A 19710-nucleotide genomic window follows, 5' to 3' on the forward strand; every position below is an offset into this window, starting at 1 on the left:
GTGGACCGCTTCGTTGACGGCCGTGGTGACGGTCCGGCAAGCCGACCAGTTCGATGGGATTAGCGGTGGTTTGCACCGCTACTTTCAGAGGCCGAGGTCGTCGAGTTCCTTCAGGAGGGCAGAGCGGGAGGTGTCGGGGGAGGGGGGTGCCTTGGGGGCGTGGGGGTGGCGGTCGCGGAAGAGCCAGCCGCCGAGGACGCCGGCCAGGAAGCCGAACAGGTGGGCCTGCCAGCCGATGCCCTCCTTGGGCAGCAGGCCGGTGAACTGGTAGGCGAAGCACAGCGCCATGACCACGCCGACCACGATGTCGATCAGGTGCCGGTCGAAGGCGCCGCGCACCAGGACGTAGCCGAAGTAGCCGAAGACGACGCCGCTGGCGCCCGCGCCGACGGTCATCGGGCTTGAGGTGAACCAGGCGCCGAGACCGCTGACCACGATGATGAGGCCGGTCACCCCGAGGAACCTGGCGACTCCCCGGTAGGCGGACAGGAAGCCGAAGATGAACAGCGGACCCGAGTTGGCCTCGATGTGCTCCCAGCTCCAGTGCAGGAACGGCGCCGAGGCGATGTCGGGCAGGCTGGAGGGAGTCCAGGCGCGCAGGCCGTACTGGTAGCTGAGAGAGTAACCGAAGGTCCAGTTGACGATCTGGACGGCCCAGATGAGGGCGAGGAAGCCGACCATCAGCCAGAAGGCCTTGCGGGCCTCGGCGACCATGATCTCGGCTGACTGTCCCCTGGCTTCCATCCGGCGTCCTTTCAGGGCAGCCAACAAGGATCAATACTGTAATAGCCGGATATGTCAGTTCTCGTCAGGAAAAATCGTGAACGGCCGGGTGCCGGTGTCCATGTCCCAGCGGCCGTTCAGCGGGATCAGGTCGGAGATCCGTACGCTCCTGACGCCGTCCCCCGTCGGCAGCAGGACCCTGATGCCCGGGTGGTAGTCGGACAGGATCTGACGGCACCGGCCACACGGGGCGATCGGGCCGCGTCCCTCGTCACCGACGGCCACGATCGTGACCAGCTCACGCGACCCCTGGGCCGCGGCCTGCCCGAGTGCCACCAGCTCCGCGCACGGCCCCCCGGTGAAGTGGTACAGGTTGATGCCGCCGTGCACCCGCCCTTCCCGGTCGCGTACGGCGGAGCCCACGGTGTGCACGGATCCGTCCCCGCCACGCTCGACGATCCGGCGCGCGTGCTCGATGAGGTCGAGGTCGTCGGCGGTCAGGTCGAGCGACATCAATGGTCCTCGACGAGCAGGGCCGGGTGGTGCCAGGGCAGGACGACGGGCTCGGGAGGCACGGCGCCGGAGAGCAGTCCCTCAAGCAGGTCGGCCAGGCCGAGGGGGATGACCGCCTCCTGGGTCGTGCGCAGCTCGGGCAGCGACCACCAGCGGGACCGGTCGATCAACGAGCGTTCGAGGTCCTCCATGCCGGATTCGTCGATCTCGCCCCCACCCGCGCGCAGGAAGCTCTCGTCCGCCCGCAGGAAGAAGAAGGAGTCCTGGGAGAGGAACACCCTGCCGTCGTCGTGACGCCAGTGCCCCGAGCTGGTGGCCACGGCGGGGCCGAAGTCCTCGGGCGAGGCCCGGTATCCGGTCTCCTCGAACAGTTCGCGGGCCGCGGCCTGCTGGGCCGACTCGCCCTCCTCGACGCCTCCGCCGGGGGTGAACCAGGCGTAGCCGGAGTCCTTCACCAGCCCGAGCCCATGGAAGAGCAGGACGCGGTCGTGGTCGTCGACCAGGAAGATCCGCGCGGACGGCCGGACGATCACCTCGGACATGCCGGTGATCCTATGCCTGGGGCTCCCGGCCCGCGTGGCGGCGGTAGTAGCGCGCGACCCGCACCCGGTTGCCGCACAGCTCGGGCGAGCACCAGCGGCGCCGGGGGTGCGCGGGCAGGAACAGCATGCAGCAGCCGGGTCCCTCGCAGTCGCGCACGGTCCCGATCGGCCCGGCCAGCAGGTCGATCGTCGCCCCCGCGAGCAGGGACAGCAGCGTCGAGCGGTAGTCGCCCTCCCGCTCCGCGCCGACCACCACCCGGCCCTCACTCCAGTCCAGCGTCCGGTACGGCGAGGCCAGCCGGTCGGCGTCGCTCAGCGCGCGCAGCGCCCACCCGGGCGGTTCGAGGCCCCGGCGGGCCAGATCGACCACGGTGGTCATGGCCTCGCGCAGCTCGACGACGGCCGCGCGGTCGGCCTCGGTCAGGTCGGCGGCGGGCTGCGGGAGGCGGTGCGCCTGCGCGGTGAGCCACCGGCGCAGACCCTCGACGGTCGCGAGGTGGTCGACGGGGCCGTCGGGGGAGCCGCCCTTGGTGTTGATCAGGTCGAGGGCGAGGGGTTCGCCGGTCAGCGGGAGGTCCATGCTTCTAATGGTACTTCGTCGCGTTGACGCATTAGATGATCGCGCGCTATAACTAATGCGTCTTCAAGCGAAAGAAGCATGTGATGAACGTCGCCCACCGGTTCGTCGACGTGGACGGAGTGCGGGTCTTCTACCGCGAGACCGGTCCCGCCGACGCGCCGACACTGCTCCTGCTGCACGGTTTCCCCTCGGCGTCACACCAGTTCGCAAGGCTGCTCGACGCCCTGGGAGACCGGTTCCACCTCGTGGCGCCGGACTATCCGGGCTTCGGGCACACCCGGGTCCCCGACGGGTTCGTCTACTCCTTCGACCGGCTCGCCGACGTGGTCGAGGGGTTCGTGGACAGGCTCGGGCTCGGGCGGTTCTCGGTCTACATGTTCGACTTCGGGGCGCCGGTCGGCTTCCGGCTGGCCGTACGGCGACCCGAGCTCGTGGCGGGTCTGGTCGTGCAGAACGGCAACGCCTACGAGGAGGGGCTGAGCGAGCAGGCGCGCGGGTTCATCGCGCTCGGTCCGGGTCAGGAGGACCAGGTGCGTGAGCTGCTGACCCTGGAGGCGACCAGGGGGCAGTACGTGGGCGGCGCGTCGGACCCGGAGGCGATCTCCCCCGACGGGTGGACCCTCGACCAGCACTTCCTCGACCTGCCCGGTCGTAAGGAGGCGCAGGTCGCGCTGGCCTTCGACTATCACGGCAATGTGGCGCGCTACCCCGAGTGGCAGGAGTGGTTGCGCGCCAGCCGGCCGCCGACGCTGGTCGTCTGGGGACGCAACGACCCCTTCTTCGTCGAGGCGGGGGCCAGGGCGTTCCTGCGGGACGTGCCCGACGCTGAGCTGCACCTTTTCGATACCGGCCATTTCGCTCTTGAAGAGAAATATCCGGAAATAACCCCTCTCATCGCCGACTTCCTTGAGCGTGTCGGAAAGGACAACGGATGAAGATCGCAGTCATCGGAGCGACCGGCCACATCGGCTCTGCCGTACTGAAAGAGGCCCGTGACCGTGGCCACGAGGCGACCGGCCTGGCCAGGAACGTCTCCTCGCTGGAGAACGGCGTCGAGATCGACGTGCTCGACCCCGCCTCGGTCGCCGAGAAGCTGTCCGGGTACGACGCTGTGGTCCTCTCCGTGAAGGGGGACGTGGCGGGAGCCGTACGGAACCTGATCGACGTGCTGCCCGGCGCCGGGGTGACGCGGGTCGCGGTCGTGGGCGGCGGCGGCAGCCTTGAGGCCGCCCCGGGACAGCGTTTCCTCGACGGCCCCGACTTCCCCAAGGAGTATCTCGGGGAGGCCACGGCCCAGGCCAAGGCGCTCGACCTGCTGCGGGCCGACGGCGCGGCGCTCGACTGGTCGTACGGCAGCCCGCCCCCGGCCTACCTGGTGGACGGCGAGCGCACCGGCGTCTACCAGGTGAAGGGCGGCGACACCCCGATCGACGGCATCGCCACCCGCATCACCGTCCCCGACTACGCCTCGGCCCTGATCGACGTCCTGGAGAACGGCTCCTTCGTCAGGGAGCGCTTCAGCGTCGGTTACTAGCCACCGAGGTTGGCGGCCATCCGGCCCAGCACGTCGATCGTCGCCGTGTACTCCTCGGGGGTGATCCCCTCGGTGATCCTGGCGCGGGTCTCGGTCACCTTCCCGGTCAGTTCCTCGTGCACCCGGACCCCCTCCTCGGTGAGCGAGAGCGCGGGATCGCCGTGCAGCCAGCCGCGCTCGCGCAGTTCCTCGGCGAGGGGGGCCAGCGTCGGCCGGTCCCGGTCGAGGAACGGGCTGAGCTCGGCGTCGATGTCTCCCGGCGTGCTGGGGCGCCGGGAGACGACGTTCAGCACCTGCCAGTGACGGCGGCTCAGGCCGTACTCCGCCAGAGACCTGTCCAGGGCCCCTTCGGTCAGCCCGTGCAGGTGCCTGATCCAGTAGCCGATCGGCCGCTTCTGGCCGACGATCCGTGAGACGTCCACGGTTTCCTCCCCGATGGTCGGTAAGATACATGTAACAGGACAATTATATGTACTTTTACATGCATTGGGGAAGTGTGGAGGACGTGCACGCGACCGCCGCCGTCGAGCGGGCCATGGTCGCCATCCGGCGCAGCCAGAGCCGCCGTGCCCTCCTGAAGATGGGCGGGGCCACTGTCGATCCCACGCTGTTCGAGGTGGTGGACGTGGTCGAGGAGGGCGGTGGGGCCGCCACGGTCACCTCCGTCGCCGACCGCCTTGGCGTCGACCAGCCGAGGGCGAGCCGCCTGGTGGCGAGGGCCGTCGAAGAGGGCCTGGTCAGGAGGGTCGCCGACCCCTCAGACGGCCGCAGGAGCACCCTCGCGCTCACCGACCTGGGCACCGAGCACGCCGAGCGGGTCCACGCCTTCAGATGCGAGGTGTTCGGTACGGCGATGCGCGCCTGGCCTGAGCACGACAGGCAGGAGTTCGCCCGCCTGCTGACGGACTTCGTCGAGGCCCTGGGCCAGGGTCACGGAAAGTCGGACGGGTTTTGACCCAAGGGGGCTTGTCCCGGCCGTGAGAGCGGCGATGGAGTCGGTCTGGTAGCCCGTACGAGGAGGGAGGATCCCATGAGCTTCGTACAGGTCATCGAGTTCGAGACCACCCACGAGCAGGACGTCCAGCGGGCGATGGACGACTGGCGTGACGCGACCGAGAACGAGCGGACGGTCACGCACACCACCCTCACCCGCGACCACTCACGGCCCAACCACTACGTCGCGATCGTCGAGTTTCCCTCCTACGAGGAGGCGATGCGCAACAGCGGCATGCCGGAGACGAGTGCCCTGGCCACGCGCATGCGTGACCTGTGCGACGGCCCGCCCCGGTTCGTCGATCTCGACGTCATCAGAGACGAGGACCTCTGACCGTTCGAACACCGCCGGGTGCGCCTCGCCGTACCCGGCGGGTCAATCAGAGACACCTCAGTACGGACTCATCTCGTCCAGCACCTTGGCGGCGAGCGCTATGAACTGCTCGGCTCGCTCGATGTCCCGTATGACGTCATCGGGAGTGATCTCCGGGGTGTCCGGACGCGGATATTCAGCGCTGTTGCGACGGCGGCGCATCCGGTCGAAGGAGCGGAGCGCCTGCCCAAGCGGGGGTCCAGTTGAGCTGTCACCACGTCCAGCACCGCGAGGTGCCCGCCCCGGCTCGTGGCCCGCAGTCCCTGATTCTCCAGAATCGACGCGAGAGCTTTCCGTGAGGCGTCGTAGACGAGCTGGTAGGCCCCTGTGGGGTCTGTCCCGACACCGCTACGGGCGAGGGCGATGTGGCGCCTGGCCTGGGTGAGCATGGTGTCGGCGTGTTCTCGGCTCGGTGGTACCCGCTCCACCTGGCCGGCGGCCAGCATCGCGTCGATCCGGTCGCGACCTTGCATCCATCTCACGATGTTCTCCGGTTCTGGATCAGGGGGTGGAGGGGCTTGCTCCGCAGGGACGTCACGAACGGGTCGCCCCGGTCGGCGTTCCACGACGCCGACGAGATTCGACTGATGTTCACCTCGCGGCCGAGGACGCGTTCCGCCGCTCGTGCCACGTCGTAGAGTTCGTCTTCGTCCGGGGAGCCCACCACGAGGACGTCGATGTCACGCGGGGGCGGCCCGGCCTGGTTCGCGTGCCGGGCGGCCCAGGAGCCGTAGATGTACGCTTCGTCGACGCCCGGTATCGGCTGCAGGAGGGGCGGCAGGATGGCCGCCGGGCCGAAGGTCGCCGCCAGCAGATCGGTGAGCGGTTTGGCGATGACCGTGTCGGTGTCGGCGCGGATGAGGCGGAGGTTGCCGTGCCGTCTCTCCTTGGTCAGTCCGGCGGCGGCGAACCGGTCCGCCTCACGGCTCACAGTCGGCTGGGACACGCCTGTCCGCTTGGCGAGGTCGGTCGTCGAGTACTCCTTCTCCGGGTGGAGGTACAGCCAGGCGAGCAGTTCGCCGACGGCGTTGGACCGGAGCAGGGGAAGCAACAGGGGTGGAGTCTCCCTCATAGATGAATAGTACTATGCATCTATAGCATGCTCGTTGCTCTGTGTGATTGATTGGTTTCGAATCGCTCCTGCTTTTGGAAGCGAGCGCCGGGTGCGCCTCGCCGTACCCGGCGGGTTAATGACGTGCGAACCTCTCACATCGGCGGATACCCTGCGCGGGGATCTGAGGAGGGGTTTGCGTGGGGCACGTTGAGGTTGGCCATCTGACCTATGTTCTCCCGGATGGGCGGCCGTTGCTCGACGACGTGTCGTTCCGTGTCGGGGAGGGGGTCAAGGCCGCGCTCGTCGGCCCCAACGGGGCGGGGAAGACGACGTTGATGCGCCTGATCTCCGGCGACCTGCAGCCCGTCGAGGGCAGCGTCGCCAGTTCGGGTGGCCTGGGGGTGATGCGCCAGTTCATCGGCAGCATCCGGGACGGGCGCACCCTGCACGACCTGCTCCTCAGTGTGGCCCCCCGTCCTGTACGGCAGGCGGCCGAGAAACTTGAGGCCGCCGAGCTGGTGATGATGGAGCGCGAGGACGAGAAGGCCCAGATGCGCTACGCGCAGGCCATCTCCGACTACGGCGACGCGGGCGGCTACGAGATCGAGGTGCTGTGGGACACCTGCACCATGGCGGCGCTCGGCGTGCCGTACGACCGGTGCAAGTATCGCGAGGTCAACACGCTGTCGGGCGGTGAGCAGAAGCGGCTCGTGCTTGAGGCGCTGCTGCGCGGGCCCGACCAGACGCTGCTGCTCGACGAGCCGGACAACTACCTGGACGTGCCGGGCAAGATCTGGCTCGAACAGGCGCTGCGCGAGACGCCCAAGACCGTCCTGCTGGTCAGCCACGACCGGCAGCTCCTGGCCAACGCCGCCGACCGGGTCGTCACCGTCGAGTCGGGCAACGTCTGGATCCACGGCGGCGGCTTCGCCACCTACGCCCAGGCCCGCAAGGACCGCAACGAGCGCCTCGACGAGCTGCGGCGGCGCTGGGACGAGGAGCACGCCAAGCTCAAGCGCCTGGTCGTCATGCTCGGCCAGAAGGCGAAGTACATGGACACCATGGCCGCCGCCTACCACTCCGCCCAGACGCGGCTGCGCAGGTTCGAGGAGGCCGGGCCGCCAGAGGCGCCCCCCAGGGACCAGAACATCAACATGCGCCTGCGCGGCGGCCGTACCGCGAAACGTGCAGTGATCTGCGAGAGCCTCGAACTGACCGGCCTGATGAAACCGTTCGACCTGGAGATCTGGTACGGCGAGCGGGTCGCGGTGCTGGGCTCGAACGGTTCGGGTAAGTCCCACTTCCTGCGCCTGATCTCCGGGGACGAGAAGGTCAGGCACACCGGGGTCGCCAGGCTCGGCGCCCGGGTCGTGCCCGGCCACTTCGCGCAGACCCACGCCCGGCCCGAGCTGCTCGGCAGGACGCCCTGCGAGATCGTCATGACCGAGCACGCCAGGTTGCGCAACGAGGCCATGAAGGCGCTCTCGCGCTACGAGCTGGCGGGCGACGTGGGCGACCAGCGGTTCGAGACGCTGTCCGGAGGCCAGCAGGCGCGCCTGCAGATCCTGCTGCTCGAACTGTCGGGGACCACGCTGCTGCTGCTCGACGAGCCGACGGACAACCTCGACCTGGCCAGCGCGGAGGCGCTGCAGGACGGGCTCAACGCCTTCGACGGGACCGTGGTCTCGGTCACCCACGACCGCTGGTTCGCCGAGGACTTCGACCGCTACCTGGTCTTCGGCTCCGACGGCAGGGTCTACGAGTCGTCGGAGCCCGTGTGGGACGAGACCCGGGTGGTCAGGAAGCGCTGAACCATCCCTTTGGGGATTCCGTACGGACAATCCGGCATAGGGAATTTCAGTTAAAGAATTCCCCCGAGGCGTGCGTGTCCGGTGTGAGCCCGAATAACCACGGGTTATCACGGTTATGTGACGCACAGTACCCGAATCGTCGGCGCCATCGCCCTGCTGCTCGTGGCGGCCGGTTGCTCCAGCGACCCCGAACAGCAGGGGGCGAATCCGCTCAAGCCGCTCACGGTCAAGGAGCAGGTCTCGTCCGTCGTCAAGAAGGACGGCGGGTACGTGGTGAACTGGGCCGGCGTGCTCGCCAACAGCAATCCCTGGCACTTCGGGGAGAACGTGGTGGCCACGGTGATCGCCAAGGACGCCGCGGGCAAGGAGATCGTCCGGCTGGAGCAGCCGCTGAACGCCGTGCCGCCCGCGGGGCTGCTGCCGTTCAGCGGTGAGGTGGTCGCCACCGAGCGGCCGACCCAGGTCAACATCGACTACCGGCCCGCCGAGTGGCGCCTGGCCGGGCGGATCGTCTCGGCCTTCCAGTCGTTCCCGGTCTCCGACGTGATGACCGTGCGCAGGGAGAACGGCTACGTGGTCGTCGGCTACGTCGGCACGCCGTACCGGCTGCCCGCGAGCAGTCTTGAGGTCACCGCGCTGCTGCGGGACAGGGACGGCAAGCTGCTCGGTGGCGGGAGCGCGTTCGTGGACGACGTCCGCTCGGAAAGCACGCGGCGCTTCGTCATGCACATCGAGAGCGTGCAGGACACCAGCAAGATCGCGAAGGCCGAGGTCCAGGCGCACACCTGGGGGTCGAGCAGCCGTCCCTACGAGCAGCTCGCGCTGGGCGGCAGCGTGCCGATGCACACGGTCAAGCCGACGACCGCCGCGTTCGCCAGGGACCGGGGAAGGCAGGGAATGGCCGCGGGGGACGCCAGGCCCTGACGCCGGACTTTCAGGCATTTTTCGTCATTTCAGTGAGGGCTCCGGGTCTTTCGCAGACCCGGAGCCGCTGCTTTCCACGGCGTTTTTGTGCATGCCGTACGGCATGCTTTCCTGTGCTTTTCCGGGGTTGGGAAAAGGCGAGGGAAATTCAGCGGAATTTGAGGGTAATGAAGAGTGGCCCTGATCTGAGGGGCCGCGGTCTGTTCCCGATGGTTTTCGTACGGCGTGCGCCTGAGAAGAAATCCCGCCGAACGGCACCGATCACGTTATGTGTGTTACATGTGTGCGAAGAGTGACTATGGGGAATCTGGAGTCAAGCGAGCTGTCATGCAGTGACACATAGCGATATACGCCGATTCTTCGGCGTTATGGGAGAGGTGAAATATGCACTCCGTACGCGGAAGGCGTGGTCACGTCGTCGCGGTGGTCTCCGGACTGGCATGCTGCCTGGTCGTGGGCGTGGACGCCGGTTCTGGAGCCATGGCCCAGGCCCACACCGGCCCCACGGCCCACGAGGTCGCCGAGGCGCGGTCCAAGGCCGTCGAGCGAAGTAAACAGCTGGACGCCGCCACGACCCGGCTGGACGAGGCCAGGGAGCGCCTGGGGGAACTGGTCGCCCTCAAGCGCGCGAGCACTCCTCCCGGGGAGGCGGACGAACGGCCGGACACCCCCGCGAAACACGTCGAGGCAGGGACCGCGGAGAAGCCGGACCCCCAGAAGCCGGACGTGCTGAAGCCGGGGCCGAAGCCCGTGCGGGAGCCGAAGTCGGGGCACGAGTGGGCGAGGCCGGACCTTGAGGCGGACGAGGACGAGATCCTGGTCCAGGTGTGGAACGTCGGCCCCGACGGGCAGAGCAGGACGACCATCTCCGGCTTCGGCCCCGAGGTGACCGGACAGGCGGACGAGGTCCGGCAGATCGGCCGGGAACGCGCCCGGCTCAGGACGGAGACCCAGGAGGCCCTGACCACCGCCCAGCGCCTGGTCGCCGAGCGGGAGACGGCCAAACAGGAGAAGCAGGCCAGGCGGAAGCGCGAGACGGCCAGGAAGGGGCGGTCCAGGGCGCGTGTCACGGCCCAGTCCGCCAGGGTGGCCCGGGTGCGCGCCGTACCGGCCGCACAGACCACCCAGACCGCCCAGGCGGTGCAGAGCGCGGGGGCCACGGAGCAGACGCGCGGGAACATCGTCGCGGACTGGGCGCTGACCCAGATCGACAAGCCGTACGTGTGGGCGAGCGCGGGGCCGACCGGCTACGACTGCTCGGGACTGACCATGCAGGCCTGGTCGCGGGTCGGGGTCAAGATGGACCACTGGACGGGCACCCAGTGGACCGCGGGCAGGCACGTGCCGTACGACCGGCTGCAGCGCGGTGACCTGCTCTTCTTCGGCCGTCGCACCCGCAAGCCCGACGACATCCGGCACGTGGGCATCTACGTGGGCAACGGCATGATGGTGCACGCCCCGCAGACCGGGGACGTGGTCCGGGTCGCGCCGATGTGGCGCAAGGACCTCATCGGCGCGACCCGCCCCGCCTGAGGGCGTGAGCCCGCGGTGGCGGATCAGTGCTGGGGGGGAGCCTCCTCGGCGCGCTTGATCGACCGGGCGATCTCCTCCTCGGCCTCGACGCGGCCGACCCAGTTGGCGCCCTCGACGGACTTGCCGGGCTCAAGGTCCTTGTAGACCTCGAAGAAGTGCTGGATCTCCAGACGGTCGAACTCGGGAACGTGGTGGATGTCGCGGATGTGCTCCATCCTCGGGTCCGTCGCGGGGACGCACAGCACCTTGTCGTCACCACCCTTCTCGTCCGTCATGCGGAACATCCCGACCGCGCGGCACTTGATCAGGCACCCCGGGAAGGTCGGCTCCTGAAGCAGCACCAGAGCGTCGAGGGGGTCTCCGTCCTCGCCGAGGGTGTCCTCGATGAAGCCGTAGTCGGCGGGGTACTGCGTGGAGGTGAAGAGCATCCGGTCAAGCCTGATCCGGCCGCTCTCGTGGTCCACCTCGTACTTGTTCCGTTGCCCCTTGGGAATCTCAACGAGAACGTCGAACTCCACCGCGTGTTCCTCCGCTCAAGCCCCCGGGCACCCCCGGATGGGCGTTAATGTCTCGTAGGCGTATCGAATGATGAGAGGTCGGCGACATAATGCGGCGCGAGCGGGGGGTGGCCTTGGTCACTCTCGTCTTGCTGCAACTGTTCGTCGTCGCGGCCGGCGCTCACCTGCTCACCAGCGACTCGCTGAGGAAGAAGGCGCCCGTATCGGTCGCTTCGGTCGAGCCGCCCCCACCCGTCCCGGTCATCACCGCGGGTCCGGTGCTGGCCGCGCGGGGGAACGGACCTCTCCCTGCCAAGGGTACTTTGGCGGGAAGGCTCACCGAGGCGCTGGGTGACCCCGCGCTCGGCGACAGCGTCGGCGCCGCGGTCGTGGACGTGGAAACCGGCGCCCTGCTGTTCGGCAGCGGCGCCGAGACGGGCGTCACGCCCGCCTCGACGACCAAGGTCGCCACCTCCGTCGCCGCGCTGGCCTCCCTGGGCCCCGACGCCACGATCGGCACCCGCGTGGTGCGTGGCCCGACGCCCAAGACGATCGTGCTGGTCGGCGGGGGCGACCCCACGCTGAGCTCAAGGAAGATCTCCGGCGTCTATCCCCAGCCCGCCTTGCTGGCCTCCCTGGCTCTCCGTACGGCCAGGGCCCTCAAGGCGGCCGGGATCACCGCGGTGACCGTCACCTACGACGACGGCCTCTACACGGGTCCGAGGACGGCCTCGACCTGGAAGCCCGGCTACGTGCCCGAGGGCAGCGTGGCGCCGGTGACGGCGCTGATGCTCGACGAGGGCAAGGTCTCACCGGGCAGTCACCAGCGGGTCCCCGACCCGTCCCGTACGGCTTACGCCACGTTCGTCGCGTTCCTGGGGAAGTACGGCGTGAAGGCCGTCAAGTCCGCCTCGGCCAGGGTCAACGCGCCCAAGGAGGCCCAGGAGATCGCCAGGGTCGACTCCGCGCCGGTCTACGCCCTGGTCGAACGGGCCCTGACCCTCAGCGACAACGACCTCACCGAGGCTCTGGCCAGGCAGGTGGCCCTCAAGGAGGGCAAACCGGCCTCCTTCGAGGGCGCCGCGCAGGCCGTGCTCGGGGTGCTCGGCCGGATGAAGCTCGCCCAGGGGGTGCGGGTCTTCGACGGCTGCGGTCTGTCTCCGAAGAACCGCATCGCCCCGGCCGCCCTGGCCAGGCTCGTCGCCGCGGCCTCCGCCCCGGCCAACCCCCATCTGCACTCGGTCGTCAGCGGCATGCCCGTCGCCGGGTTCACCGGCACGCTGGGCCACCGCTTCGTCAAGAACCACACCGTCTACGGCCTCGTCCGTGCCAAGACCGGCACCCTCGACGGGGTCAACGCGCTGGCCGGGACGACCGTGACACGCGGCGGGCGCCTGGTGACCTTCGCCTTCATGGCCGACAAGGTCCCACCGGGCTGGGGCAAGGCCGAGGCGGCCCTCGACAGGCTCGCCGCCATCGTCGCCGCGAGCTGATTGACGACACTGACCGCGCGGCCGGTACGGATACCACGTACGGTGGACGGTATGCAGGTGATCGACTGGGACCTTGCCGTCGCGACCGGAACGCGCCTGGTGCGCCCCGGGCCGCAAGTGAGCCGAGAGGAGGCTCGCAGGGCGGTCGCCGACCTGCGGCAACTCTCCCGAGTGGCCGAGGGACACGTTCGCGAGTTCACCCGGATCGACACCGAGACCGCGCCCGTGGCCGCGACCGTCGTCGACCGGCCCGGCTGGATCAAGGCCAACGTCGAGGGCTTCCGGGTGGTGCTCGAACCGCTGACCCAGCGGATGGCCGCCCGTAAGGAACAGACGCCCGCGATCGTGACCGCGGTCGGCTCCCGCATCACCGGGGTCGAGGTGGGCGCCGTGCTGGCCTTCCTCGCCTCGCGTGTCCTGGGGCAGTACGAGCTGTTCCTGCCCCCCGACCCCTCGGGCAGGCAGCCGGCGGGCAGGCTGACGCTGGTCGCGCCCAACATCGTCCACGCCGAGCAGGAGCTCGACGTCAACCCGCGTGACTTCCGCCTGTGGGTCTGCCTGCACGAGGAGACCCACCGGGTGCAGTTCACCGGCGTGCCCTGGCTCAGGGAGTACGTCCGCTCCCAGATGACGGAGTTCCTGCTCGCCTCCGACATGGACCTGAGCACGCTCCTCGACCGGCTCCGCTCCGCGGCCGACGCGGTCGCCGACGCCGTCAGGGGCGGCGAGGGCAACCTGATCGACGCGATCCAGACGCCCGAGCAGAAGGAGATCCTCGACCGGCTCACCGCGGTGATGACCCTGGTCGAGGGGCACGGCGACTACGTGATGGACGCGGTCGGCCCCTCGGTCGTCCCGACCGTCGCCGACATCCGCGCCAAGTTCCAGCACCGCCGCGAGGGCGGCTCCCGACTCGACCGCACCGTCCGCAAGCTGCTCGGCGTCGACCTCAAGATGAAGCAGTACGCCGAGGGCTCGACCTTCGTCCGCACGGTCGTCGAGCAGGTCGGCATGGACGACTTCAACAAGGTCTGGACCTCCCCGGAGACGCTCCCGACCCAGGACGAGATCAGCGACCCCGCGCGCTGGATCGCCAGGGTTGTCGGCTCCAAGGCCCTGCCCGGCGCCAACAGCACCGCTCCCGCCCCCGAGAAGCCCGAGGAGCCCGAGGAGGGCCCCGCGGCCTGACGTGGTTGTTGAGGGGTCGCTTAGGGCCCCCGAGGCCCGCGATGGCGGACAATGGCGGTCATGGGTCCGCCTCCCGCCGTCGCCGACGTCCGCCGTGCCGTACGGCTCGCGCTGGACGGCATGGCACCCGGCTCCCTCGTGCTGGTCGCCTGCAGCGGCGGCGCCGACTCGCTGGCGCTGGCCGCGGCGACCGGCTTCGTCGCGTCCCGCGCGGGGCTGCGCGCCGGACTGCTCACCGTCGATCACGACCTGCAGCCCGGCTCCGGTGACCGCGCCGCCGACCTCGTACGGCTCGCGCCCTCCCTTGGCCTGGACCCCGCGGAGGCGGTGCGCGTCCACGTCGGGACGGAGGGGGGACCCGAGGCGGCGGCCAGGCAGGCGAGATACGCCGCGCTGTCCGAGGCCGCGGAACGCCTCGGGGCAGCGGCCGTACTGCTTGGGCACACCAGGGACGACCAGGCGGAGACCGTTCTGCTCGGCTTGGCGAGGGGGAGCGGCACCCGCTCGCTGGCCGGGATGCCCGCGCGGGCCGGGCTGTACCTGAGGCCGCTGCTCGGGCTGGGTCGGCGGACGACCGCGCGGGCCTGCGAGGGGATGGGGCTGAAGCCCTGGGACGACCCGCACAACCTCGATCCCCGCTACACCCGGGTCAGGGTCAGGACCCGGCTGCTGCCCGCCCTTGAGGACGAGCTGGGGCCCGGCGTCGCCGAGGCGCTCGCCAGGACGGCCGACCTGTGTCGGGACGACGCCGACGCCCTCGACGCGTGGGCGGGCCGGGCCTACTCCGCTGCGGCCGGGTTTGATTCAGCCCTTAGCGATATTGGCGGCGAACCGGGAGCCGTGGTGCTGGCCGTACGGGAACTGGAGGGGTTGCCTTCGGCGGTGCGGCGCAGGGTGCTGCGCAGGGCGGCGATCGAGGCCGGGGCGCCACCGGGGACGCTCGCCGCCTCCCACGTCCTCCAGGTCGACCGGCTGATCACCGCGTGGCGGGGGCAGCGCCGCGTGGAGGTCCCCGGGGGGATTGGGGTGGTGCGCCGGTATGGCACCCTGGTGTTCGCCAGACACCCAGCAAGCCCCATCTCGTAAGGAAAAATCCCAGGTGGACGCAGCCGACATGGGCAAGGACCTCGAAAGGGTCCTCATCACCGAAGAAGAGCTCCAAGCCAAGATCAAGGAGCTGGCGGGCCGCATCGACGAGGACTACGCGGGAGGGGAACTGCTGATCGTGGGCGTGCTCAAGGGCGCGGTCATGGTCATGGCCGACCTGGCGAGAGCGCTGCACCTGCCGGTCCAGATGGACTGGATGGCCGTTTCCTCCTACGGCGCGGGCACCAAGACCTCGGGCGTCGTGCGGGTGCTCAAGGACCTGGACACCGACATCGCCGGACGGCACGTGCTCGTCGTCGAGGACATCATCGACTCCGGCCTGACCCTTTCGTGGCTCGTGCACAACCTGAAGTCCCGCAACCCCGCCTCGGTGGAGATCTGCGCGGCTCTGCGCAAGCCGGACGCGGTCAAGGTGGCGCTCGACGTGAAATACATCGGATTCGACATTCCGAACGAGTTCGTGATCGGTTACGGCCTCGACTACGCAGAGCGATACCGCAATCTTCCCTTCATTGGGACCCTCGCCCCCCATGTGTATGGGGCCAGCTGAAAAAGTACGCCCTGGGCGAAGTCTGCCCCCCACGCGTGCGACATTCGCCATAGGGGAGGGGAACACACGCCTACCTGACGTACGTTGGTAGGGCAAAGCCGGTGCTGTCCGGACGGTTACTCTGTGCGGCACACCGGTGTACCTTCGGACGATCGAGGAGGCGGCTTCGCCCGCCATCTCTTGATCGTCAGTTGGAGCGGTTAGGGAGACCGCGAGCCCCGGGCCTGCCCGGGGTTGCCAGGCCATGGTCAGGAAGGGACGGGCCCGCCGGGGTTCCGCATCGGATGGATCTCAAGCGATTTACACGTGGGCCACTGCTGTGGATCCTGGGCATCGTCGTGCTGCTCCTGCTCGTCACCACTATGTGGAGCAGTGACGGCAGCATCGAGAAGGCCGACACCTCGCAGGTCATCAGCTGGATCAACGAGGGCAAGGTCTCCAACGCGAAGGTCATCGACAAAGAGCAGCGCATCGAGGTCACCCTGACCGACAAGAAGCGCTACTACTCCTCGTGGGTGACCGGCCAGGGCGTCCAGCTCGTGGACCAGCTCGAAACCGCCCAGAACGCCAAGAAGCTGCCCGGTGGTTACACCGTCGACGTGCCGAGGGACAACTTCCTTCTCGGCCTTCTGATGAGCTTCCTGCCGATCGTCTTCGTCGTGCTGTTCTTCCTGTTCATCATGAACCAGATGCAGGGCGGCGGCTCCCGGGTGATGAACTTCGGCAAGTCGAAGGCCAAGCTCATCACCAAGGACACCCCCAAGACCACCTTCGCCGACGTCGCGGGCGCCGACGAGGCCATCGAGGAGCTCCAGGAGATCAAGGAGTTCCTCCAGGCCCCGGCCAAGTTCCAGGCCATCGGTGCCAAGATCCCCAAGGGCGTTCTGCTTTACGGCCCGCCCGGAACCGGTAAGACCTTGCTCGCCAGGGCGGTCGCCGGTGAGGCGGGGGTCCCGTTCTACTCGATCTCCGGTTCCGACTTCGTCGAGATGTTCGTCGGTGTCGGCGCCTCCCGGGTGCGCGACCTGTTCGAGCAGGCCAAGGCGAACGCCCCCGCGATCATCTTCATCGACGAGATCGACGCGGTCGGCCGTCACCGTGGCGCCGGTCTCGGCGGCGGTCACGACGAGCGCGAGCAGACGCTGAACCAGCTCCTCGTCGAGATGGACGGCTTCGACGTCAAGGGCGGCGTCATCCTGATCGCCGCGACCAACCGGCCCGACATCCTCGACCCCGCGCTGCTGCGCCCCGGTCGTTTCGACCGTCAGGTCACCGTCGACCGTCCCGACCTTGAGGGCCGCAAGGGCATCCTCAAGGTCCACGGCAGGGGCAAGCCGTTCGCCGAGGGCGTCGACCTCGACGTCATCGCCCGCAGGACGCCCGGCTTCACCGGTGCCGACCTGGCCAACGTGATCAACGAGGCCGCGCTGCTCACCGCCCGCGCCGACCAGAAGCTGATCACGATGGACACCCTTGAGGAGTCCATCGACCGCGTGATGGCCGGTCCCGAGCGCAAGTCCCGCGTCATGTCGGACCAGGAGAAGAAGATCATCGCGTACCACGAGGGTGGACACGCCCTCGTCGCGCACGCGCTGCCCAACTCCGACCCGGTCCACAAGATCACGATCCTGTCCCGTGGACGCGCCCTCGGTTATACGATGACGCTGCCCATGGAGGACAAGTTCCTGGCGACCCGCTCGGAGATGATGGACCAGCTCGCGATGCTGCTCGGCGGCCGCACGGCGGAGGAGCTCGTCTTCCACGAGCCCACCACCGGTGCCTCCAACGACATCGAGAAGGCCACCTCCATCGCCCGCCGCATGGTCACCGAGTACGGCATGAGCGAGCAGCTCGGCGCCCGCAAGTTCGGCACCGGCAACGCCGAGGTCTTCCTCGGCCGTGAGATGGGCCACGAGCGCGACTACTCCGAGAAGATCGCCTCCGCGATCGACGAGGAGGTCCGCCGCCTCATCGAGAGCGCGCACGACCAGGCGTGGGAGATCCTCGTCGAGTACCGCGACGTGCTCGACAACCTTGTGCTCGAACTCATGGAGAAGGAGACCCTCTCCCGCGAGCAGGTGCTGCAGATCTTCTCGCCCGTCGTGGTGAGGGAGAAGCGCCCCTCCTACTCCGGGTACGGCAAGCGCCTTCCGTCCAACCGGCCGCCCATCCTGACCCCGAAGGAGCAGTCCGGCAACGGCGCGCTCCCCGCGGGTGCCGGGCACACCGACTCCGTGCCCAGGGACGGGAACTGAGTGTGAGCGTCAATCCCCTCAAGGTCGACTCCGAAAGGCTGGAGAAGGCCGTCCGCGAGATCCTCTTCGCTATCGGCGAGGACCCCGACCGTGACGGCCTCCAGGACACCCCGGCACGCGTCGCCCGAGCCTACGCCGAGCAGTTCGCCGGGCTCGGGCAGCGCCCCGAGGACGTCCTGACCACGGTCTTCGACGTCGACCACGACGAGATGGTGCTCGTCAGGGACATCGAGGTCTACTCGACCTGCGAGCACCACCTGGTCCCGTTCCACGGCGTCGCCCACGTCGGCTACATCCCCAACGAGAAGGGGCAGGTCACCGGCCTGTCCAAGCTCGCCCGGCTCGTTGACGTCTACGCCAGGCGCCCCCAGGTGCAGGAGCGGATGACCTCCCAGATCGCCGACGCGCTCATGAGCGTGCTGGAGCCCAGGGGCGTCATCGTCGTCATCGAGTGCGAACACCTGTGCATGACCATGCGGGGCGTCCGCAAGCCGGGTGCGAAGACGATCACCTCGGCGGTCCGCGGCGACTTCCGCAACAGCGACAAGACCCGCGCCGAAGCGATGTCCCTCATCCTGCGCTGACCCTGCTTCACCGGAGCCCCCGCCTGCGTTCACCGGCGGGGGCTCCGGCGTTTCCGTCAGCGCGGCAGGAGGTTGGTGGGGGCGTCCAGCCAGGGGCGGTGGTGGCCCTCGGGGGTGATGGTCAGGCCGAAGCGCTCTCGTCTGGGGTGGCCCCGCTCGATCCACCACCCATGGGCGGTCTCGACCTCGTTCCACAGGTCGCGTGGGCCACCCTGGTAGACCTGGGAGGCGCCGTGGGTGGTGTCGCCGTAGAAGAACACCGCCGCCCAGGAGCGGTCGGCCAGGCCGTACAGCCACACGGCGGGGGTGCCCTGCGCGTCGTGGCCGTAGCTGTGGACGCAGTCGGGGACCAGCAGGCCGGTCACGAACGGGGCCGTGGCGAAGGGCTCCTCGGGGAAGGCCGAGGACGCCCTGACCCTCGTCTCCGACCTGCGGGTGTCGGCGGGCCAGCTGTCTCCCGGGACGTACTCGGAGACCCTGAGTGCCGTCCGCTGGGAACGCAGCGGCATGAACCCGGCGCCGCCCACGAACGGCCCGCTCGCGCCGCCGTCCTCGGTGACCGTCAGCCGGACGACGGCCTCCTGGTGGGTGTAGCGGGTGCCCCACGGCATCACGATCACCCCACCGGGCCTGGTCTGCTCGATCCACGCCCGTGGGACGTCCCGCACGCCCGCCGTCACGAGGATCCGGTCGTACGGCGCCCGCCCCGGGTGGCCGAGCAGGCCGTCCCCGGTGACGACCTCGGGGTTCCATCCCGCGGCGGCCAGGGACTTGCGCGCCCTGTCGGCCACGGCCCTGTCGAGCTCGACGGAGACGACGTTCGCCTCGCCGAGCCGGGCCGACAGCAGGGCGGCGCACCAGCCGGTGCCGGTGCCGATCTCCAGCACCTTCGCGCCGTCGAACACCGACAGCTCCCGGAACATCGTGGACACCACGCTCGGCGCCGAACTGGAACTGGTCCGCTGCCTGCCCGGCGCGGTCCCGGTGTGGTGGCCGTCGTCCCACTGGGTGGTGATCGGCACGTTCGTGGTGGCCCACCGCAGCCACTCGGCGGGGTCCTCGGCCCGGGAGACGGTGAGGTCACGGCCGTCGTCGAAGGGCCACATCACCTCGGGCAGGAACAGCTCCCGGGGAGCCGCCTCGAAGGCCGCTGCCCAGCCCTCCGGGAAAGTCGGGTCGGTCATTTCGGCTTCTCGTGCTTTCCCGGCTCCTGTGGGGCGTCGCTGTCGGGATGCGGATCGGTGGGGATCTCGAAGGGCCTGGTGCGCGGTTCCGACTCTCCCTCGTGGTCGCCCATGTCACTCCTTCAACCGAGGCGTCTGTTCTTTCGAGCGTAGCTTTCGAATACGTGGCGTGACGGCGACAATCCGGTGGGTCCTTTTCGCGATGGCTGGGCTGATTGTTGTTCGTCCGGCTTCGCGCTGACCAGAACCGCGCCGGGCGGGCTGATAAATGG

At 69.1% G+C, this 19710-nt stretch carries 21 protein-coding genes; 13 read left to right on the forward strand and 8 right to left on the reverse strand.

Annotated features, from left to right (window positions below; translation table 11 throughout):
* Nucleotides 1-84: 84 nt before the first annotated feature.
* From FHS44_RS36750 to FHS44_RS36765, 4 genes are read right to left on the reverse strand one after another with little or no spacing between them, the layout of a single operon-like run.
* The gene (locus FHS44_RS36750; protein ID WP_184724335.1) at nt 85-744 is read right to left on the reverse strand and encodes a rhomboid family intramembrane serine protease; all 660 of its coding nucleotides are present in this window, start codon (nt 742-744) and stop codon (nt 85-87) included.
* 54 nt (nt 745-798) lie between these two features.
* Nucleotides 799-1236, reverse strand: coding sequence for a cytidine deaminase family protein (locus tag FHS44_RS36755; protein WP_184724338.1), 438 nt, complete (start codon nt 1234-1236; stop codon nt 799-801).
* Nucleotides 1236-1778 carry an NUDIX hydrolase gene (locus FHS44_RS36760; RefSeq protein ID WP_184724341.1) on the reverse strand — a complete coding sequence of 181 codons (543 nt, stop codon included), beginning with the start codon at nt 1776-1778 and terminating at the stop codon, nt 1236-1238. The genes FHS44_RS36755 and FHS44_RS36760 overlap by 1 nt, the downstream gene beginning before the upstream one ends.
* 10 nt (nt 1779-1788) lie before the next feature.
* Nucleotides 1789-2358, reverse strand: a complete 570-nt coding sequence (locus tag FHS44_RS36765) for a CGNR zinc finger domain-containing protein (protein WP_221461751.1) — start codon at nt 2356-2358, stop codon at nt 1789-1791.
* Nucleotides 2359-2441: 83 nt separating this feature from the next.
* On the opposite strand from FHS44_RS36765, the gene FHS44_RS36770 reads away from it, so the two are divergent.
* A complete protein-coding gene (locus FHS44_RS36770) occupies nt 2442-3293 on the forward strand; it encodes an alpha/beta fold hydrolase (protein ID WP_184724344.1) in 852 nt (283 codons plus the stop codon).
* A complete protein-coding gene (locus tag FHS44_RS36775) occupies nt 3290-3892 on the forward strand; it encodes an NAD(P)-dependent oxidoreductase (protein ID WP_184724347.1) in 603 nt (200 codons plus the stop codon). Before FHS44_RS36770 ends, FHS44_RS36775 begins: the two co-directional genes overlap by 4 nt.
* On the opposite strand, the gene FHS44_RS36780 is transcribed toward FHS44_RS36775, so the two are convergent.
* Nucleotides 3889-4314, reverse strand: coding sequence for a MarR family winged helix-turn-helix transcriptional regulator (locus FHS44_RS36780; protein WP_184724350.1), 426 nt, complete (start codon nt 4312-4314; stop codon nt 3889-3891). The genes FHS44_RS36775 and FHS44_RS36780 overlap by 4 nt on opposite strands.
* 59 nt (nt 4315-4373) lie before the next feature.
* Between FHS44_RS36780 and FHS44_RS36785 the strand changes: the two genes are divergently transcribed.
* Both FHS44_RS36785 and FHS44_RS36790 read left to right on the forward strand, forming a co-directional pair.
* Nucleotides 4374-4847 (forward strand): MarR family winged helix-turn-helix transcriptional regulator, encoded by a 474-nt coding sequence (locus FHS44_RS36785; protein ID WP_184724354.1) that lies wholly within the window; start codon nt 4374-4376, stop codon nt 4845-4847.
* Between the two features lie 75 nt (nt 4848-4922).
* Nucleotides 4923-5219 carry a hypothetical protein gene (locus tag FHS44_RS36790; RefSeq protein WP_184724357.1) on the forward strand — a complete coding sequence of 99 codons (297 nt, stop codon included), beginning with the start codon at nt 4923-4925 and terminating at the stop codon, nt 5217-5219.
* Between the two features lie 517 nt (nt 5220-5736).
* Here the strand turns inward: FHS44_RS36790 and FHS44_RS36795 are convergent.
* Nucleotides 5737-6330: a MarR family transcriptional regulator gene (locus FHS44_RS36795; RefSeq protein ID WP_184724360.1), complete on the reverse strand. Its 594-nt coding sequence runs from the start codon at nt 6328-6330 to the stop codon at nt 5737-5739.
* Between the two features lie 179 nt (nt 6331-6509).
* Here FHS44_RS36795 and FHS44_RS36800 point away from each other — a divergent pair, with 179 nt between their 5' ends.
* From FHS44_RS36800 to FHS44_RS40465, 3 genes are all read left to right on the forward strand, one after another.
* Nucleotides 6510-8123 carry an ABC-F family ATP-binding cassette domain-containing protein gene (locus FHS44_RS36800; protein WP_184724363.1) on the forward strand — a complete coding sequence of 538 codons (1614 nt, stop codon included), beginning with the start codon at nt 6510-6512 and terminating at the stop codon, nt 8121-8123.
* A gap of 117 nt (nt 8124-8240) precedes the next feature.
* Nucleotides 8241-9047 carry a hypothetical protein gene (locus FHS44_RS36805; RefSeq protein WP_184724366.1) on the forward strand — a complete coding sequence of 269 codons (807 nt, stop codon included), beginning with the start codon at nt 8241-8243 and terminating at the stop codon, nt 9045-9047.
* A gap of 384 nt (nt 9048-9431) precedes the next feature.
* Nucleotides 9432-10580: a C40 family peptidase gene (locus FHS44_RS40465; RefSeq protein WP_246436632.1), complete on the forward strand. Its 1149-nt coding sequence runs from the start codon at nt 9432-9434 to the stop codon at nt 10578-10580.
* A gap of 23 nt (nt 10581-10603) precedes the next feature.
* Here the strand turns inward: FHS44_RS40465 and FHS44_RS36815 are convergent, their stop codons facing one another.
* Complete coding sequence (locus FHS44_RS36815) at nt 10604-11098, reverse strand: inorganic diphosphatase (RefSeq protein WP_184724369.1); 495 nt, start codon at nt 11096-11098, stop codon at nt 10604-10606.
* 107 nt (nt 11099-11205) lie between these two features.
* On the opposite strand from FHS44_RS36815, the gene dacB reads away from it, so the two are divergent.
* From dacB to folE, 6 genes are all read left to right on the forward strand, one after another.
* A complete protein-coding gene (gene dacB / locus FHS44_RS36820; RefSeq protein ID WP_312863967.1) occupies nt 11206-12570 on the forward strand; it encodes a D-alanyl-D-alanine carboxypeptidase/D-alanyl-D-alanine endopeptidase in 1365 nt (454 codons plus the stop codon).
* A gap of 51 nt (nt 12571-12621) precedes the next feature.
* Complete coding sequence (locus tag FHS44_RS36825) at nt 12622-13758, forward strand: Rv3626c family coenzyme F420 biosynthesis-associated protein (RefSeq protein ID WP_184724375.1); 1137 nt, start codon at nt 12622-12624, stop codon at nt 13756-13758.
* Nucleotides 13759-13818: 60 nt separating this feature from the next.
* Nucleotides 13819-14844, forward strand: a complete 1026-nt coding sequence (tilS, locus tag FHS44_RS36830) for a tRNA lysidine(34) synthetase TilS (RefSeq protein WP_184724390.1) — start codon at nt 13819-13821, stop codon at nt 14842-14844.
* A gap of 13 nt (nt 14845-14857) precedes the next feature.
* Nucleotides 14858-15415, forward strand: coding sequence for a hypoxanthine phosphoribosyltransferase (hpt, locus tag FHS44_RS36835; RefSeq protein WP_312863968.1), 558 nt, complete (start codon nt 14858-14860; stop codon nt 15413-15415).
* Between the two features lie 284 nt (nt 15416-15699).
* Nucleotides 15700-17670, forward strand: coding sequence for an ATP-dependent zinc metalloprotease FtsH (ftsH, locus tag FHS44_RS36840; protein ID WP_184724392.1), 1971 nt, complete (start codon nt 15700-15702; stop codon nt 17668-17670).
* Between the two features lie 2 nt (nt 17671-17672).
* A complete protein-coding gene (gene folE / locus FHS44_RS36845) occupies nt 17673-18254 on the forward strand; it encodes a GTP cyclohydrolase I FolE (protein WP_184724394.1) in 582 nt (193 codons plus the stop codon).
* A 56-nt stretch (nt 18255-18310) separates the two neighbouring features.
* Here folE and FHS44_RS36850 read toward each other — a convergent pair whose 3' ends face one another.
* A complete protein-coding gene (locus FHS44_RS36850) occupies nt 18311-19438 on the reverse strand; it encodes a methyltransferase domain-containing protein (RefSeq protein WP_184724396.1) in 1128 nt (375 codons plus the stop codon).
* Between the last annotated feature and the right edge of the window lie 272 nt (nt 19439-19710).

Origin of the sequence: Streptosporangium saharense (assembly GCF_014203715.1) — a bacterium.
In the GTDB taxonomy this organism is placed as follows: Bacteria; Actinomycetota; Actinomycetes; order Streptosporangiales; family Streptosporangiaceae; genus Streptosporangium; species Streptosporangium saharense.

What these genes read in the sequence shown, in the direction of transcription:
- FHS44_RS36750 (WP_184724335.1), bottom strand. Translation starts at nt 744, where the DNA reads ATGGAAGCCAGGGGACAGTCAGCCGAGATCATGGTCGCCGAGGCCCGC.
- FHS44_RS36755 (WP_184724338.1), bottom strand. Translation starts at nt 1,236, where the DNA reads ATGTCGCTCGACCTGACCGCCGACGACCTCGACCTCATCGAGCACGCG.
- FHS44_RS36760 (WP_184724341.1), bottom strand. Translation starts at nt 1,778, where the DNA reads ATGTCCGAGGTGATCGTCCGGCCGTCCGCGCGGATCTTCCTGGTCGAC.
- FHS44_RS36765 (WP_221461751.1), bottom strand. Translation starts at nt 2,358, where the DNA reads ATGGACCTCCCGCTGACCGGCGAACCCCTCGCCCTCGACCTGATCAAC.
- FHS44_RS36770 (WP_184724344.1), top strand. Translation starts at nt 2,442, where the DNA reads ATGAACGTCGCCCACCGGTTCGTCGACGTGGACGGAGTGCGGGTCTTC.
- FHS44_RS36775 (WP_184724347.1), top strand. Translation starts at nt 3,290, where the DNA reads ATGAAGATCGCAGTCATCGGAGCGACCGGCCACATCGGCTCTGCCGTA.
- FHS44_RS36785 (WP_184724354.1), top strand. Translation starts at nt 4,374, where the DNA reads ATGCATTGGGGAAGTGTGGAGGACGTGCACGCGACCGCCGCCGTCGAG.
- FHS44_RS36790 (WP_184724357.1), top strand. Translation starts at nt 4,923, where the DNA reads ATGAGCTTCGTACAGGTCATCGAGTTCGAGACCACCCACGAGCAGGAC.
- FHS44_RS36795 (WP_184724360.1), bottom strand. Translation starts at nt 6,330, where the DNA reads ATGAGGGAGACTCCACCCCTGTTGCTTCCCCTGCTCCGGTCCAACGCC.
- FHS44_RS40465 (WP_246436632.1), top strand. Translation starts at nt 9,432, where the DNA reads ATGCACTCCGTACGCGGAAGGCGTGGTCACGTCGTCGCGGTGGTCTCC.
- FHS44_RS36825 (WP_184724375.1), top strand. Translation starts at nt 12,622, where the DNA reads ATGCAGGTGATCGACTGGGACCTTGCCGTCGCGACCGGAACGCGCCTG.
- tilS (WP_184724390.1), top strand. Translation starts at nt 13,819, where the DNA reads ATGGGTCCGCCTCCCGCCGTCGCCGACGTCCGCCGTGCCGTACGGCTC.
- ftsH (WP_184724392.1), top strand. Translation starts at nt 15,700, where the DNA reads ATGGATCTCAAGCGATTTACACGTGGGCCACTGCTGTGGATCCTGGGC.
- FHS44_RS36850 (WP_184724396.1), bottom strand. Translation starts at nt 19,438, where the DNA reads ATGACCGACCCGACTTTCCCGGAGGGCTGGGCAGCGGCCTTCGAGGCG.